We start from the raw sequence: 16,324 nt of genomic DNA, 5'->3' as shown, positions 1-16,324 counted from the left end.
CCCGGCCGCGCCCCCGGCGGCGAGCATGCCGGTGCGCCAGCCGGGCGCGCAGACGCCCCCGCAGCTGCCGTCGGTGCAGCTGCGCCCCCTGCCCTCGGCGGGCAACGCCCCGTACGCCAACGCTCCGTACGCGAACGCCGCGCCCCGCATGGACGCGCCGGCCCCGGCGTACACCCCGGCCTCGGTGAACACCGGCGCCCTGCCGGTGACCGCGGAGATGGCCGCGATCGAGGCGCCCCGCCCGAACGGCTACGGCCAGCAGCCGGCGTTCGACGCCGACGGGCGGCCCGCCCTGCCCAAGCGCAGCAAGCAGACGCACCTCGCGCCGCAGCTGCGGGACGACCCGTCCCCGTCGTCGCGCGGGGCGGACCTGGGGCACGACCCCGGACTCATGGCGGCGTTCCAGCAGGGCCAGCAGCGCGCGGACGGCAGTCCGCAGATCCCCAACGATTCCGTTTCTTCTTACAGGAATGAGGAGTTCTAATGGCAGGCGACGAGGCAGGCGCCCACACGGATCTCAGCTGGCTGCTGGCGGGCCTCATCAGGAAGGTCCCGCACACCCGCAGCGCGCTCCTGCTGTCCTCGGACGGCATCAAGAAGGCGTTCCACGGCATGGGCACCGACCAGGCCGACCAGCTCTCGGCGATCGCGTCGGGCATGTTCTCGCTGGCCCGCAGCGCGGGGGCCCAGTTCGGCTCGGCCGGCGGGGTCCGGCAGGTGGTCGCGGAGCTGGAGGACACGCTGCTGTTCGTCTCGACCGCGGGCCAGGGCGCGGTCCTGGCCGTGACGGCCGGGCGGGAGGCGGACGCGGGCGTGCTCGGATACGAGATGTCCATCCTGGTCAAGAGCGTGCGGCCGTACCTCGAGACACCGGTGCGGAGACCCAGCGGCGAAATGGTGAGCTGATGGGCGACTTCGAGCACCGGCCACTGCTCGACGAGGACGCGGGGCCGCTGGTCCGGCCGTACACCGTCAGCAACGGGCGCACCGCCCCCACGGCGAAGCTGGACCTGCTGTCGCTGGTCCGCTCGACCGGGCAGCTGCGTCCCTCGCAGCTGGAGGCCGAGCACGCCGAAGCGCTGATCCTGTGCCGGGAGCCCATCTCCGTCGCAGAGGTCTCGGCCCACCTGCGGCTCCCCGCGATGGTCATCAAGGTCCTGCTGTCCGACCTCGTGGACTGCGGGGCCGTCACCGCCCACTCACCCGATCCCGCCGTCGATCCCACCGACAGAACCGTATTGGAGGCACTCCTCAATGGCCTACAACGGCGACTCTGACCGAGCGCCCGCACAACAACCAGTCCTGCCCACCGCCATCAAGCTGCTCGTCGCCGGGGGCTTCGGGGTCGGCAAGACCACCTTCGTAGGAGCGGTCTCCGAGATCGAGCCGCTGAGCACCGAGGAGACCATCACCACCGCCTCGATCGGCACCGACGACCTCACGGGCGTCGGGGACAAGACGACGACGACGGTGGCCTTGGACTTCGGGCGGATCACCCTGGACCAGCAGCACATCCTGTACCTGTTCGGCACCCCCGGGCAGGACCGGTTCTGGTTCATGTGGAACGAGCTGTCGGACGGGGCCTTCGGCGCGGTCGTGCTCGCGGACACGCGGCGGCTGGAGGACTGCTTCCCGGCGCTCGACTTCTTCGAGCGGCGCGGGACCTCCTTCATCGTGGCGGTCAACGAGTTCGAGACCGGTTTCCACTACGAGCCGGAGGAAGTCAGGGCCGCTCTGGACCTCAAACCGAATATCCCGATCGTCTGCTGCGACGCACGCGATCCACGTTCCGCAACCTTGGTGCTGGTCACCTTGACCAAGCACCTGATGTCGGCCGCTGCTTCGAGCGTCCGGTAAAGGAGCCAGCAATGTCCATGCCCGAGAACGAGTTCCGACTCACGATCACGCCCGACGACCCGGGCGCCACAGAACGGGTCAAACGCCTGCGCCAGATGGGGATCGGCGACCTGCCGGACCCCGAGTTCGACGCGCTCGCCAAGGAGCTCACCGAGCTCACCGGCGCCCCCTACGCGATGGTGAACTTCATCGACGAGGACCGGCAGTACTTCGCGGGCCTGGCGGCCCCGGACGCGGACGCCGGGAACCAGGCCATCGCGGGTGCGGGGGAGGCGGTCGAGGTGGGCCGCGAGATGGACCGCGACCACGGGTACTGCCCGCACGTCGTGGTGCGCGGCAAGGCGCTCGTGCTCGGCGACGTGTGCGACTACCCGCGCTTCGCGGGGAACCCGGTGGTCGACAAGATCGGCATCCGCTCCTACCTGGGGGCGCCGCTGATCGACGACGAGGGGAACACGCTGGGGACGGTGTGCGTGGTCGACACCGAGACGCACGACTGGGGCCGGCCGGGCCTGGACATCATCAAGGGCATGGCGGCCAAGGTGATGGACCGCATCCGCGAACGCAACCAGCCGGAGCCGCGGGACCCGTACGGGACCGAGAACCCGCTCCAGGGTTAAGCGCGGCAAGAAAAGAGAGGAGGCGGGTTCCCGCCTCCTCTTTCCGCGCGCCGCTCCGGCCGATCCCTCCGGATGGTGCGCTCTAGTGCACTGCCACGGCGCCGCCTGCGGCGTCGATGCGCTCAGACCACTGGCCCTTGGTCCGTCCCATCGCCGCCTCGGCGAGCCGAAGGCGCTGCACGTCGGAAGTGCCTGCGGGCGCGAAGATGTGGTACGCGTCCCGCAGGAACCGCTCGACCGGCCGCTCGGTGGTGAGTCCGATGGCCGCGTGGATCTCCATGGCCTCGCGCGCCGAGTCGAGTGCGGACTCGACGTTGACGAGCTTGGCGTTCATCAGCTCGATGTCGCAGGGCTTGCGCTGGTCGAGCAGGTCCGCGGCGTGGTAGGCGGTGATGCGGGCGGTCATCAGCCGCGAGGTGATCTGCCCGATCTTCTGCTTGATGTTGTCGAGTTCGGCGATGGGCCGGCCGTAGAGCTCGCGCTCCGAGGCGTACTCGACGGTGGCGTCGAGGATCGCCTGGTGGATGCCGAGCGACACGGCGGTGAGGTTGGCGCGCCCGTAGAGGATCGACGACGAGTAGGCGACCGCGAGGCCGTCCCCCTCGTCGCCCAGCCGGTTCGAGGCGGGCACCCGGCAGTTCTCGAACAGCAGCTCGCCGAAGCTGAAGCCGTGCAGGCCCATCGTGGACTGCTGCGGTGCCAGCGCGAACCCCGGCCGGTCCGCCTCGACGAGGAAGGCCGTGAGGCCCTTGGGCCCCAGGCCGGTGCGCACGACCACGCCGTGGAGGTCGCCGACGTGGCTGTTGCCGACGAAGACCTTGTGGCCGTTGAGGATGTAGTCGTCGCCGTCGCGGACGGCCTTGGCGCGCATGCCGAGGACGTGGCCGCCGGAGGCGGTCTCGGTGACGGCGATGGTGGGGAGGCAGGTCCCGTCGGCGACCTTGGGGAGCCAGGTCTTCTTCTGCTCGTCGGATCCGAAGTGGAGGATCTTGGCGACGCCGAGCTGGGACGCTTGGACCATGGCGCCCATCGCACCGGAGACTCTCGCGAGTTCTTCGATGATGATGGTCTTCGCCAAGTGGCCCATGCCCATCCCGCCGTATTCGGTGGGTATGGTGACGCCGAGCCAGCCCTGCGCGGCTATGAGCCGGGACAACTCGTGGTGGACGGTCTTCCGGGTTTCCATCTCGGGGATGAGCGGGCGGACCTCGCGTTCGGCGAAGTCCCGGACCCGGGCTCTCAGGACGTCGTGCTGTTCGGTCGTGAAATAGCCGGTCGTCAACGGGTAACCCCCCTGTGGGCGTGCGCTCGTCGATGTCCGCACCAGGTGCGGTGGTCCCCACCAAGTGACAAGCTGTATATGCGAAGTGTTCTCGCAGTGACTGTAGCAACCGTTATCGCATGGGGCAAGGGTCGGCAAAGTGGACCTACGACGGTTACGTGGCGGTAACGAACCGTTGGGGGCCAACGAAACCGTTTCCTCCCAAATCCCGGGAGTGACGATGTGCGATCGGCGGCGCCGTGCTAACCCGTTCGACCGTTGCCCGCCCTATATCAAGGCGTTATGCTGCGTTGACTCGCGGGCAATCGTCCCATGATTGGATCTAGCTGGGACTCCATGCCCCGCCCATCAACCCCATTCTGTACGGAGAGCCATGTTCCATACCAAGACGCGCCGCCTCACGGCCGCGGTCGGCGCCGCCGCGCTCGCGGCGACCACGCTGGCCGTCGGGGCCTGGTCGGCGAACGCCGGCGGCCACGGCCGCGAGGTCGACCTCCAGCTCCTGGCCATTAATGACTTCCACGGCAACATCGAGGCCTCGTCGAGCCTGACCTGGCCCGGGTACACCACCCCGGTCGGCGGCGCCGAGTACCTCGCCACCCACCTCGACCAGGCCCGCGAGGGCGAGCGCTACTCGACGACCGTCGCCGCCGGCGACCTCATCGGCGCGAGCCCGTTCATGTCGGCGGTCTTCGACGACGAGCCGACCATCGAGTCGCTCAACGCCATGGGCGTCGAGGTCTCCTCGGTCGGCAACCACGAGTTCGACGCCGGGTTCGAGGAGCTCAACCGCATCATCGAGGGCGACGAGGACTTCGAGGGCGCCGACTTCCCCTACCTCGGCGCGAACGTCGTCGACGAGGAGACCGGCCGGCCCGTCCTCGACCCGTACTGGATCAAGAACTTCGGCGGCGGCGTCAGGGTCGGCTTCATCGGCATGACCCTCGAAGGCACCGGCGACATCGTCTCCAAGTCCGGCATCGAGGGCCTGGTCTTCAAGGACGAGGTCGAGACCGCGAACAAGTACGCCCGCGAACTCAAGCGCAAGGGCGTCAACGCGATCGTCGTGCTCCTCCACGAGGGCGGCATCCCCGTCACCGAGGACACCGGCCACGACTGCGAGTCCGCCGCGGGCACCGCGACCGGCATGTCCGGCCCGATCGTCGACATCGCCGAGACCATGACCCCGCTCGTCGACGTCATCGTCTCCGGCCACACCCACCAGGAGTACGTCTGCTCCGTGGACGACCCGAACGGCAACCCGCGCCTGGTGACCTCCGCGTCGAACTACGGCCGCGTGTTCACCGAGATCGACGCGACCTACGACAAGCGCACCAAGGACATCGTGCGCTCCACCGTCGTCGGCTCCAACACCGTCGTCACCCGCGACGTCGCCAAGGACGAGGACCAGACCGCGATCCTGGAGGAGTACGGCCCGCTCGCGGCCGAGGCCGGGGGCCGCGTCGTCGGCTACATCGCCGAGGACATCAAGCGCGGCGCCACCAGGGCGGAGGAGTTCCCGCTCGGGAGCCTCATCGCCGACGCGCAGCTGTGGAACACCAGTAGTACGGATACCGGGGGCGCGGAGATCGCGTTCATGAACCCCGGCGGCGTCAGAGCCGACCTCCTCTACACGCAGGGGACTCCAGGCGAGGCGACGTACGGCGAGGTGTTCACCGTGCAGCCGTTCGCGAACTACGTCGTGACGCTCGACCTGACCGGCGCGCAGATCCTCACCGCGCTCCAGCAGCAGCTGCCGAGCGCGAGCCGCTCGACGACGCTGGTCCTCCAGGTCTCCGAGGGCTTCACGTACACGTGGGACAAGACGAAGACCGGGACCGACCAGATCGTCGCGGACTCGCTGTCGCTCAACGGGGAGCCGATCGTCGCCGACCAGACCTACCGGGTCACGGTGAACTCGTTCCTCGCCGACGGCGGCGACTCGTTCTACGCCTTCGCCGAAGGCCAGAACCGCCTCTTCGGCGAACTCGACGTGGACGCGTTCGAGGACTACATCGCCGAGTTCGGCACCAGCGCGACGCCGCTCCAGGCCCCGGAGCTCGGCCGAATCACGATCGTCTCCTAGGTTCCTGAGTAGATTCACATGCGGCGGGGGCCGTAAGGTCCCCGCCGCTATTCGTATTCAAAGCGCGAACCGGATAGTCTGGTACCACCCTGAACATCACGGAGGACCGCAGGTCATGGCAATGCAGAGCAGGAACTCATCCCTTCGCAGCATGGCGAAGGCGCAGTACAACGAGCAGCAGCACATGGGCGCGGCGTACGGGCCCTACGGGCAGATGACCCAGGCCCCGCAGGCCCAGGTCATGCGGATCGACGACGTCGTGGTGCGCACCGTCGCCCTCGTCGCGGCGACCTTCGTGGCGGCGCTCGTCACTTACGGAATGACCGCCAACGGCATCGCCACGGCCGACGCCGAAGCCCTCGCCACGGTCCAGATGCTCTCGATCGTCGGCGGCCTCGTCAGCATCGGCGTCATCCTCTTCTCCTGGTTCCGCCCGATCACCAACCCGATCCTCGCGTTCGTGTACGCGATCGGCCAGGGCCTCGTGCTCGGCGGCGTCAGCGCGATCTTCGAGGCCAGCTACCCCGGGATCGTCGTCAACGCGCTCCTCGCCACGGTCCTCGTGTTCTTCGGGATGCTCGCGCTCTACAAGTTCCGCATCCTCAAGAACTCCCCGATCTTCACCAAGGTCATGGTCGGCGCGGGCTTCGGCATCGCGGCCCTGCTCCTGGTGAACTTCGTCGCGGCCCTGTTCAGCGTGGACCTCGGCCTGTTCGCCGGCGTCACCGGCTCGGTGAGCGGCCTCCAGTGGATCATCATCATCGCCCTGACCCTGTGGGCGGCGTTCTCCTTCATCATCGACTTCGACGTCATCGAGTGGTCCGCCAACAACGGCGCCCCGAAGAAGTTCGCGTGGGCCGGCGCCTTCGGCCTCACCGCGGGCCTCATCTTCCTGTACTGGAACCTGCTGCGCCTGCTCTCGTACTTCCAGCGGTAGGCCATTGAGCACCGAACTTGAGCGGGCGATCGGGCGCGTCGTCGAAGGCACGCGCCACTGGTCGCCCGCTCGCTGGCTTCCCCACGCCGACACGATGCACGGCCTGGTGCAGGCCCTCGCCGACATCGCTGCCGATGCGGAAGGCCGCGAGCGCCGACCCGTGCCGCGCCTGCCGAACGACATGAGCCTGCCGGACCAGTTGCAGGTCGTCGGGGTCGATCTGATCGAGCTCGAACCCCTCGACTCAAGCCAAGTCAAGGCCGCGGACGAAGCGATAGCAGCAGCGAGAAGCGACTTGTTCTAGTCGATCCACCCGGTCATCAGCAGCGCCGCGTCGTCGAGCGCGTCCACCACGTTGTCCGATTCCCAGCGCAGGACGTTGCGCCTCGTGCGCGTCGCGCGGTCCTCGATCGCGCCCAGTCGCCGGTCCAGCCGCTGCGTCGCGTCGCTCAAGTCGATGCCGCGCGGCGGCGCCGCGTTCCGCGCCAGCGCCGCCAGCCGCATGTAAGCCGCGTCCAAAGCGTCGGCGAAGTCGTCGACACCCTTCAACCCCGTAGCGCCCTGGTCGTCGCGCCCGAGGGTCGCGTTCACCGCCACGAGCGCCCGCGCAGCGCGCGAGAGCGCCGCCTCGGCGCCGAGCACATCTGCCGAAAGCGGCCCGGGGCCGCCGATCGGTTCGGCCTTCGCCTGGTCCGCGGCCTGCGTGAGGGCGGCCCGGCGGGCCCGGACCTGGTCGATCGCGGCGTGCATGGTCTTGCGGTCGTAGTCGGCGGGGTGGGCCTGGCGGTCGAGGACGAGGCGCGCGTAGTCGCGGTAGGCGTCGACGAGGTCGCCGAGGAGGTCCCCGAGGCGGCGGGTCTGCCAGGTCGGGACGAGGACGTAGAAGCCGATCGCGAGGGCCGCGCCCGCGAGGGTGCACGCGCCCCGGTCGACCGCGGCGAGGACCGGGTTCTCGCCGGTGAGGTCGATCTGGAACACCGTGAACCCGGAGACGGCGGCCGCGAAGACGAGCATCGACACCGGCCGCGTCAGGTACGCGATGAGCGCGTAGGCGAGGATCGTGAGGCTGATCCACAGCTGACCCTCGGGGATCAGGAGCCCGAGGAGCGAGGCGAGGAGGACGCCGCCGGTGGTGCCGACCGCGCGGGTCGTGCCGCGGGTGAGGGTCCCGGAGAAGTCCGCTTGCAGGACCAGCCAGGCGGTCAGGGGGATCCAGTAGCCGTGGCCGGTGGGCCACAGCAGGCCGATGGTCATGGCGAGCGCGATGACGCCGGCGCGGCGCAGCGCGTGCTGGATGACCGGGTCGTGCCGGTGGAGGCGGGCCCGGAGCTGCCCGAGGGCCTGGCGGGCCGTGGAGGAGACGTGGGCGAGCGCGGGGTCGGCGACGACGGCGTCGCCACCGGCGGTGATGCGCTCGGCGAAGCCGCCGGTGTCGTGGAGGGTGCGCAGGAGCCCGCCGATCTCGGTGGGCATGGTGCCTGTGGTGGTGGCCATGGGGTTCTGGGAGAGGCCCGCGAGGAGGTCGTCCCAGTCGAGGTCGGCGGGGCGGCGGGCGGTGATGCGCCCGGCGAAGTGGGTGAGCAGGCGCGCGGCCATCTCCAATGCCTCGGAGTAGAACGCGACGGTGTCGCGGTCCTGGGCGTCGGCGCGGGCGCGCGCGGAGGCGGTGCGGCCGATCGCGGCGGAGATCGCGTAGATCTGGCGGCGCGCTTCGAGGATCGCGGCGGGCAGGACCCGGCGGCGGTCGAGTTCGCGGGCGGCCTCGTGGAGGGCCTCAGTGTCGAAGGGCGCGTCCGGGTTCGAGGCGAGCGTCTCGGCTTCGGCGGCGAGCGCGAGCCACGCCTCGGCGAGGGTGCGGCGGTCCTCGGCCCACCGGAAGTACGGGGGCAGGAGCGCCATCACGGCCTGGAGGACGCCGCCGGCGAGGACCGCGGCCGCCGCGAGCAGCACCGTCGTGCCAGTGGTGATGTGCTCGGCGAGGAAGAACATGATGCCGGAGACGGTGAACGTGACGCCGGCGACGTGCGTCACGGAGCCGATGAACGTGAGCGTGAACGCATACGCGGCCGCGGCCAGGACCAGGACGACCGGGTTCCCGATGGCGCCCAAGGCGACCCCGACGGCCCCGGCGAGGCCGACGAGGAGCGGGAGCGAGGGCCCGGTGCGGGTGCCGGGGGTGAGGAGGGCGACGCCGCCGAGCCAGGCGCCCATGATCGCGGCCTGCCCCCAGCCGGGGTGGTCGAGGAGCGCGACGGCGGCCATCGCGACGGCGATCCCGCAGGCCGCGCGCACCGCGAGGACAGGCGCGGCCTCGCCGGGGGTCCACGACCTGAGGTCGTCGCCGACCCGGCGGAACGACTCGTCGACGCCCGGGTTGTTGAGCACGTCAAAAGGGTAGCCGCGCCTACTGGTGTGAGGACGACTACCGGTTACCCTGGTGGCATGCGACAAACGGTGCTGGTGGTCGACTTCGGGGCCCAATACGCGCAGCTCATCGCTCGCCGCGTCCGGGAGGCCCACGTCTACTCGGAGATCGTCCCCTCCTCCATGCCCGCGGAGGAGATGCTCGCGAAGGAGCCCGCCGCGATCATCCTGTCCGGCGGCCCTTCGAGCGTGTACGCCGAGGGCGCCCCGCAGGTGGACGCGGCCCTGTTCGCGGCCGGGGTGCCGGTGCTGGGGATCTGCTACGGGTTCCAGGCGATGGCGAAGGCCCTGGGCGGCACGGTCGCCAAGACGGGCCTGTCGGAGTACGGCGGGACCGAGCTCGACGTGCTGTGCGCTTCGAAGCTCCTCGACGGGCTGCCCGAGCACCAGTCGGTGTGGATGAGCCACGGCGACTCCGTGACCGAGGCCCCCGCGGGCTTCGAGGTCGTGGCGACGACCGCGGGTGCGCCCGTGGCGGCGTTCGAGAACCTCGAATCCAGGCTCGCGGGCGTCCAGTACCACCCGGAGGTCGCGCACACCCCGCACGGCCAGGCCGTGATCAGGCACTTCCTGCACGACATCGCCGGGATCAAGCCGAACTGGACGAACTCGGCGATCATCGACGAGCAGGTCGAGGCGATCCGCGCGCAGGTCGGCGACAAGCGCGTCCTGTGCGCCCTCTCGGGCGGCGTGGACTCCTCGGTCGCGGCCGCGCTCGTGCACCGGGCCGTCGGCGACCAGCTCACGTGCGTGTTCGTCGACCACGGGCTGCTGCGGGCCGGCGAGGCCGAGCAGGTCGAGAAGGACTACGCGCAGCTCACCGGCATCGACGTGCGGACCGTGGACGTCTCGGAGCAGTTCATCACCGCTCTGAAGGGCGTGACGGACCCCGAGGAGAAGCGCAAGATCATCGGCCGCGAGTTCATCCGCACGTTCGAGGCGGCCGCGCGCGGCATCGCCGAGGAGCAGGGCATCGACTTCCTCGTCCAGGGCACCCTGTACCCGGACGTGGTCGAGTCCGGCGGCGGCACCGGCACCGCGAACATCAAGAGCCACCACAACGTGGGCGGCCTCCCCGACGACCTCCAGTTCGCCCTCGTCGAGCCGCTGCGGACCCTGTTCAAGGACGAGGTCCGCGCGATCGGCCTCGAACTGGGGCTGCCGGAGGCGATGGTGTGGCGCCACCCGTTCCCCGGCCCCGGCCTGGGCATCCGCATCGTCGGCGAGGTCACGAAGGAGCGCCTGGACATCCTCAAGGCCGCCGACGCGATCGCCCGCGCCGAGCTCACCGCCGCCGGCCTCGACCGGTCGGTGTGGCAGTTCCCGGTCGTCCTCCTCGCCGACGTGCGGAGCGTGGGCGTCCAGGGCGACGGCCGCACCTACGGGCACCCGGTGGTCCTGCGCCCCGTCTCGTCCGAGGACGCCATGACCGCCGACTGGTCCCGTCTGCCGTACGAGCTGCTCGCGAAGATCTCCACGAGGATCACCAACGAGGTCGCCGACATCAACCGCGTGGTGCTCGACGTCACCTCGAAGCCGCCGGGCACGATCGAATGGGAGTAGTCGTCCCGTCAACACGCCGTACAGTTGAGGGATGCAATTCCGGATAGCTGCGTACGGGGAGGTACGTGACGAGAACGGCCGGGTCCTGCTGACGCGCCGGAAGCGCGCGGGCAGAGAGGCGGGGCCCTGGCACCTGCCCGGCGGGGTCCTCGACCACGGCGAGCCTCCCAAGCGGGCCGCCGGGCGGCTCGTGGGGGAGCACACCGGGTACGAGGTGGCCGTCGGCAAGCCCATGGAGGCCGTCGCCGTCGCGCGCCGCGGCGTCCACACGAACGCCATCATCTACACGGCCTCGGTGACCAGCGGTCCCGACGCCGACTTCGCCAGCGACGCCGCCGAATGGGTCGAGCCGTCCCGGGCCGCCGCCGAGGCGCACTCGCCGTTCGTGTCCGCGGCCCTCGGGCTCGCCGACGACCGGCTGGCCGGGCGCGTCGACAAGGCACCGCAGGAGACGCGGCCCGTCCCGCCCGCGAAGGCCAAGAAGGGCCGGCGCAGGCGGGGCCAGCGCTTCGGCGCGTACGGGGTCGTCGCCGACGGCGACGGCCGCATCCTGCTCGCCCGCATCGCCGAGGGCTACCCCGGCGGCGGGACCTGGCACCTGCCCGGCGGCGGCGTCGACTTCGGGGAGTCCCCCGAGGCCGCGGTCGCGCGGGAGATCTACGAGGAGACCGGCCAGGAGGCCCTGGTCGGGACCCTGCTCAACGTCACGTCGTTCCGGCACCGCCGCGCGATCGGCCCCGAGGGGTACCCGCTCGACTGGCACGGGGTCCGCGCGATCTACTCGGCCACGGTCCCCGACCCGTCGGCCGCGCAGGTCGTGGAGGCCGCGGGCGGCTCCACCAGCGAGTCCCGCTGGTGGAACGCCGACGCGCTCGACGACCTGCCGCTGTCGGCGGCCGTCGAAGACGCGCTCCAAGTGGTGGACCTGAAGAACCTCGCGGCTCAGGCTTAACGCCATCTGGCGATCACCGTTTCGCCGGCGCGGACGGGCTCACCGGGGACGACCGCGGCTTCGGCGGCGCCCGCGGGGAGGTACACGTCGGTGCGGGAGCCGAAGCGGATGAGGCCGTACCGTTCGCCCTTCGCGAGGGACGCGCCGGGCTTGGTGCGGTTGACGATGCGGCGCAGGACCGCGCCGGTGCGCTGGGCGATGACGATGCGCCCGCGCGGGGTCGCGACCACGGTGTAGCAGGCGGCGTTGTTCTCGGCCTCGGCCGTGCCCACCTTCGAGTACCCGCCCTTCTCGGTGAACACGTCGACGACCTCGCCCGCGACGGGGGAGCGGTTGATGTGCACGTCGGTGAGCGACAGGTACGCGGCGATGCGCAGCCACTCGGACCCGGCCGAGCCGGTGGCGGCGCCGAAGCGCTCGTCGACGACGGTCTCCACGGCCATGATGCGCCCGTCCGAGGCGGCGATGACCGCCTCCGGTTCATCGTCCTCGCCGCGCAGGTCGGCGTCGCGCTGCGGGTCGCGGAAGAACGCGGCCACGGGGACGGCGGCGAGCGCGGGCAGGACCCACGCCTTCGACGAGGGCCGGATCTTCCTTGCGGCCCAAGCGGTCCCGAGGAGGAGCCCGGCGGCGATGACGCCGTTCGAGTCGAGGTGGACGTTCGGGGTGACGGCGACCGAGGAGGCGCGCCAGGCCGGGGCGAGGTCCTCGGCGGGCGCGATCGCTCGCGGCTCGCCCTCGTGCTTGGAGGCGGAGCCGATGCGGAGCTTGTGGATGCGCACGGGCGGGAGCGAGCGCACGATCAGGTCGGTGCCGATGCCGTAGTCGGCGACCAGTTCGGCGATCTCCTCGCGGGCTGGGGCGGTGAGGGTCGCGGCGAAGGAGAGGACCCCGCCGGGCTCGACCTTCTCGCGCAGCAGCGCGATGTCGTCGATGAACGCCTCGGCCTCGACGGTGACGGGGCCCGCGAGCATGACCTCTTCGGCGGGCTCGGCCTCTTCGAGGGTCGCGACGGCGGTGACGTTCCCGGCGGTCCAGGAGCCCTCGGCGGCCAGCGACGCGCGCAGGTCCTCAATGGAGTGGGTGTCGGCGACGACGGTGAGCCGGTCGGCGGGCATGAGCGCTTCGAGCGCGGCCGTCAGCACCGGGTTCCCCCAGGACGCGCCCACGACCAGCCCGGTCTTGGGGCCCCTCCGCCGGGCGAATTCGTCGGTGATGCCGCGAGCGGCGGCTTTCGAGATCGGCATGACTCCGACTATAGAGCGCGGGCCCGGATGCTCCGGCCCGCGCTCGCGTGTTGCGCGAGTGCGGGAAGCGACCCTTGCCCTGGTTTGGGCTCGTACTTTCGGAGGATTCTCCACATCGTTCGGGGGAGTGGCCGAGCCGCCGCGCCGGGGGCGCTCGTTCTCCACACGACAGGGACCTCACACCTCGCATCCACTCCCAGGAGGACCGAATCACGATGAGTCTCAAGACGTTCCGCACTCCGCTCGCCGCAGCCGCGGTGCTCGCCGCCGTCCTCACAGGAGGACCCGTGTTCGCGCAGGAGGAGTCCGAGCCGGTCACCGGCGACCCCACCGCGGAACCGGGCCTGGAGCTGCGCGGCCGCCTCGACGGGGAGCGGTTCGACGTGTGGGCCAACCTCCTCGGCCTCACGCCGCACGGCTCCGAGGAGACCTACACGGTCTACTGCATCGACATCCGGACCCCGCTCGACACCGAGAGCCCCTACGCCGAAGGCGACTGGGAGGAGTCGGGCGTCGCGAACCTCGAATCGGTCCGCTGGGTCCTGTTCAGCGGCTACCCGAACGTCGGCGCCGCGGACCTCATCGAGGCCTCCGGCGGCGAGGTCAACCCGGACTGGAGCGACGACGAGGTCGCCGAGGTCGCCTACGCGGGCACCCAGGCCGCCGTCTGGCACTTCACCGACGACTGGGAGCTCCTGGCCGACAACCCGGTCAAGGGCGGCAACGACGGCGAGGACGAGGCGGTCCTCGCGGTCTACGAGCACCTCACCGAGGACACCGGGCGCGTGCCCGACCCCTCGGAGTTCGTCGTCGACCTCGAAGGCGAGGAGGACGCGGGCTACGAGGACGGCCGCTTCGGCCCCTACACGATCCGCTCCAACGCCGGGCCCGTCGAGCTCGAAGCCGAGGGCGGGCGCCTGGAGAAGGCCAACGGCGACGAGGTCGGATCCCTTCAGGACGGCGAGCAGTTCTGGATCGTCCTCGAAGAGGGCTCCAGTGAGATCACCGTCAAGGGCACGGCCGCGTACGACCTCCCGGTCGGGCGGGTCTTCCTCGCCACCACCGAGGCCTCGCTCTCGGGCGACGCCGCCAACCGCGTGATCTCCGGCGAGTCCCAGAAGCTCATCCTCGCCGAGCCGCGCGCCGGCGAGGTCCCCGCCGAGTGGCGCTTCGCCCTCGACGCCCCCACCGACCGGCCCAGCGAGTCCGGCGGCGCGCAGCTGCCGAAGACCGGCTCCAGCCTCACCGTCGCCTTCGCCGCCGGCCTGGCGCTCCTGATGGGCGGCCTCACCGCCATCGTGTTCGCCAAGCGCCGCAACAACGCGACGCACTAGACCTCACGGACGCGGGCGGGCCCCCAGCCCGTCCGCTGCCGCAGGAGCGTTCCGGACCACCTCGACCCGGTCCGGACCCGGGCGCGCTCCGCGGTTCTGATCTCGGCCCGGCGCATGGTGCGGCCGGAACTCGGGCAAGCGATCCGCTCGGGTTCCGGCCACTCGCGTCCCACCAGTCGCCTCCCGTCACCGTCCCCACTGCACAGCGTGATCCGATACCGAATCGTTATAGTGGCGCACCTCATCGAGGTCGCGCCGCTTTCGTTGCCCCGCAAAGGGTCCCCAGTTCACAATCCCGCACGCCCCGCGTGCAACCGGCAGGCGACCGCTAACGTGTCCCAGGAAGATTCAACGCGTCAATCCCTCGGAAAAGCAAAGGGACTTCAACGAATGATGAGCAAAGCCCTGAAAGGGACGGTCGCCGCTGCGGCGGGCGTCATGCTCGGACTCAGCGGTGTCGCCGCGGCCCAAGCGCAGGACGAGGAACCCACCCCGTCGGGAGCGTCCGGCACCGTCGTCGAAGAGCCGGGGATCCGCCTCAACGGCGACACCCACAACCCGACGGCCGTCATGCTCGGCCTCGACCTCGGTGACGGCGAGACCCGCACGGTCTACTGCATCCAGATCAACGTCGGCCTCCAAGAGGCCCTGATCCACGAAGAGCGCCCCTGGGAGGACATCCCGGTCGAGGACCTCCCGCTCGTGCTCGGCGTCCTCCTGAACGGCTACGACGGCACCAACGCCGCCGAGCTCCTCGAAGCCGCCGGCGTCGCCTCCGAGAACATCGACCCCTACACCCAGGAGCAGGTCGCCTACGCCGGCACCCAGGCCGCCATCTGGGAGCTCACCGACGGCTGGGCCATCAACGCCGGCAACCCCACCCAGGGTGAGGCCGGAGTCGACACCGCGGTCCTCGCGGTCCACGACTACCTGCTGGAGAACTCCGAGCCGGTCGACGAGCCCGACTTCGAGCCGTACTTCGAGGTCGACGACTCCGAGGCCGTCACCGACGGCGCCAAGGTCGGCCCCTTCACCGTCTCCACCAACTTCGACTCGCTGACCTTCGCGCAGCCCGAGGGCGCCACGATCGTCGACGAGAACGGCGACGAGGTCACCGAGTTCACGAACGAGCAGACGTTCTACGTCCAGTTCGACGAGGCCGCGACCGGCTCCGTCAAGCTCGTGACCGACACGATCACCTGGACCACCCCGGCCGGCCGCACCTTCGTGCCGGTCGACGCCGAGGGCGCCGACGTCGAGGGCCAGCGCCTGATCCTCGCCGAGGAGTTCACCTCCGAGTACGCCGCCGAACTCGAATTCGAGATCGTCGTCGAGGAGACCCCCAGCGAGTCGCCCAAGCCGCAGCTCCCCGTCACCGGCACCAGCCTGACCTACGTCGCCACCATCGGCGGCGCGGTCCTGGCCGCCGGCGTCGTCGCGATGGTCATGATGCGCCGCCGCGCCGCCGCCCGCGCCGACTGGGGCTCGGACAGCTAAACAGCACTGAAACAGTGCGATAACGACCACACGCCCGCTGGCTGGACCGGCGGGCGTGTGGCATACTTGCGGCGTGACTCAGAGCGCGCGATTTTACTTTTACTACGGCCGGAACCGTCCGAGCCGTAGGTCGTCGCGCTGACACACAGACCTACAGGCCCCGGGCGGAACAACCGCCCGGGGCCTTTTTTCACGCCCAGGGCCACCGCCCGGACAAAGTTCCGATCCGCTCGCAAGGAGACCCTGATGACCGCCAAGACCGAAGTGACCACCGACGAGCTCGAAGCCCTGCGCACCGAGATCAACGCCCTCGACGACGAGCTCATCCGCATCTGGCAGCGCCGCGCCGCCGTCTCCAAACGCATCGGCGAGATCCGCATGGCCAACGGCGGCACCCGCCTCGTCCTCGACCGCGAGCGCGCCATCCTCGAGAAGTACCGCACCGCGTTGGGTGAGGACGGCGTGCAGATCGCGATGCTGGTCCTGCGCGCGGGCCGCGGACCCCTCTAATGGGCGATGGCCGCG

General features: G+C 70.5%; 15 protein-coding genes and 1 pseudogene. 13 read left to right on the top strand and 3 right to left on the bottom strand.

Annotation, left to right across the window (positions count from 1 at the left end):
- The 5 genes and pseudogenes from DI269_RS12850 to DI269_RS12830 form a co-directional block, all read left to right on the top strand.
- A pseudogene (locus tag DI269_RS12850) lies at positions 1–484 on the top strand (hypothetical protein); the annotation flags it as partial.
- Positions 484–906, top strand: a complete 423-nt coding sequence (locus DI269_RS12845; RefSeq protein WP_112136516.1) for a roadblock/LC7 domain-containing protein — start codon at positions 484–486, stop codon at positions 904–906. The pseudogene DI269_RS12850 and the gene DI269_RS12845, both read left to right, overlap by 1 nt.
- The gene (locus DI269_RS12840; RefSeq protein WP_112136514.1) at positions 906–1,277 is read left to right on the top strand and encodes a DUF742 domain-containing protein; all 372 of its coding nucleotides are present in this window, start codon (positions 906–908) and stop codon (positions 1,275–1,277) included. Before DI269_RS12845 ends, DI269_RS12840 begins: the two co-directional genes overlap by 1 nt.
- Positions 1,255–1,857, top strand: coding sequence for a GTP-binding protein (locus DI269_RS12835; RefSeq protein ID WP_112136512.1), 603 nt, complete (start codon positions 1,255–1,257; stop codon positions 1,855–1,857). Before DI269_RS12840 ends, DI269_RS12835 begins: the two co-directional genes overlap by 23 nt.
- Before the next feature lie 11 nt (positions 1,858–1,868).
- A complete protein-coding gene (locus tag DI269_RS12830) occupies positions 1,869–2,477 on the top strand; it encodes a GAF domain-containing protein (protein ID WP_198667374.1) in 609 nt (202 codons plus the stop codon).
- Positions 2,478–2,559: 82 nt separating this feature from the next.
- On the opposite strand, the gene DI269_RS12825 is transcribed toward DI269_RS12830, so the two are convergent.
- Positions 2,560–3,759 (bottom strand): acyl-CoA dehydrogenase family protein, encoded by a 1,200-nt coding sequence (locus DI269_RS12825; RefSeq protein ID WP_198667373.1) that lies wholly within the window; start codon positions 3,757–3,759, stop codon positions 2,560–2,562.
- 373 nt (positions 3,760–4,132) lie between these two features.
- On the opposite strand from DI269_RS12825, the gene DI269_RS12820 reads away from it, so the two are divergent.
- The 3 genes from DI269_RS12820 (at position 4,133) to DI269_RS12810 (ending at position 7,086) form a co-directional block, all read left to right on the top strand.
- Complete coding sequence (locus tag DI269_RS12820; protein WP_112136510.1) at positions 4,133–5,845, top strand: bifunctional metallophosphatase/5'-nucleotidase; 1,713 nt, start codon at positions 4,133–4,135, stop codon at positions 5,843–5,845.
- 151 nt (positions 5,846–5,996) lie between these two features.
- A complete protein-coding gene (locus DI269_RS12815) occupies positions 5,997–6,782 on the top strand; it encodes a Bax inhibitor-1/YccA family protein (protein WP_157974948.1) in 786 nt (261 codons plus the stop codon).
- Between the two features lie 4 nt (positions 6,783–6,786).
- Positions 6,787–7,086 (top strand): hypothetical protein, encoded by a 300-nt coding sequence (locus DI269_RS12810; RefSeq protein ID WP_112136506.1) that lies wholly within the window; start codon positions 6,787–6,789, stop codon positions 7,084–7,086.
- On the opposite strand, the gene DI269_RS12805 is transcribed toward DI269_RS12810, so the two are convergent.
- A complete protein-coding gene (locus tag DI269_RS12805; protein WP_112136504.1) occupies positions 7,083–9,167 on the bottom strand; it encodes an FUSC family protein in 2,085 nt (694 codons plus the stop codon). The two genes, DI269_RS12810 and DI269_RS12805, sit on opposite strands and share 4 nt — an antisense overlap.
- A 57-nt stretch (positions 9,168–9,224) precedes the next feature.
- Between DI269_RS12805 and guaA the strand changes: the two genes are divergently transcribed.
- Entirely contained in the window at positions 9,225–10,769 is a 1,545-nt protein-coding gene (guaA, locus tag DI269_RS12800; protein WP_112136502.1) for a glutamine-hydrolyzing GMP synthase, read from the top strand.
- A gap of 31 nt (positions 10,770–10,800) precedes the next feature.
- Positions 10,801–11,721, top strand: coding sequence for an NUDIX hydrolase (locus tag DI269_RS12795; protein ID WP_112136500.1), 921 nt, complete (start codon positions 10,801–10,803; stop codon positions 11,719–11,721).
- On the opposite strand, the gene DI269_RS12790 is transcribed toward DI269_RS12795, so the two are convergent.
- Positions 11,718–12,968: a phosphatidylserine decarboxylase gene (locus tag DI269_RS12790; protein WP_112136498.1), complete on the bottom strand. Its 1,251-nt coding sequence runs from the start codon at positions 12,966–12,968 to the stop codon at positions 11,718–11,720. The two genes, DI269_RS12795 and DI269_RS12790, sit on opposite strands and share 4 nt — an antisense overlap.
- 215 nt (positions 12,969–13,183) lie before the next feature.
- On the opposite strand from DI269_RS12790, the gene DI269_RS12785 reads away from it, so the two are divergent.
- The 3 genes from DI269_RS12785 (at position 13,184) to DI269_RS12775 (ending at position 16,309) form a co-directional block, all read left to right on the top strand.
- Positions 13,184–14,302, top strand: a complete 1,119-nt coding sequence (locus DI269_RS12785) for a Cys-Gln thioester bond-forming surface protein (protein ID WP_112136496.1) — start codon at positions 13,184–13,186, stop codon at positions 14,300–14,302.
- Positions 14,303–14,692: 390 nt separating this feature from the next.
- Positions 14,693–15,799: a thioester domain-containing protein gene (locus DI269_RS12780; RefSeq protein ID WP_198667372.1), complete on the top strand. Its 1,107-nt coding sequence runs from the start codon at positions 14,693–14,695 to the stop codon at positions 15,797–15,799.
- A gap of 243 nt (positions 15,800–16,042) precedes the next feature.
- Positions 16,043–16,309, top strand: a complete 267-nt coding sequence (locus DI269_RS12775; RefSeq protein WP_269814159.1) for a chorismate mutase — start codon at positions 16,043–16,045, stop codon at positions 16,307–16,309.
- Positions 16,310–16,324: the final 15 nt, after the last annotated feature.

The sequence above is a fragment of the Glycomyces dulcitolivorans genome, assembly GCF_003265355.1.
Lineage (GTDB): Bacteria > Actinomycetota > Actinomycetes > Mycobacteriales > Micromonosporaceae > Glycomyces > Glycomyces dulcitolivorans.
This window is presented reverse-complemented; position numbering and strand designations above follow the sequence as displayed.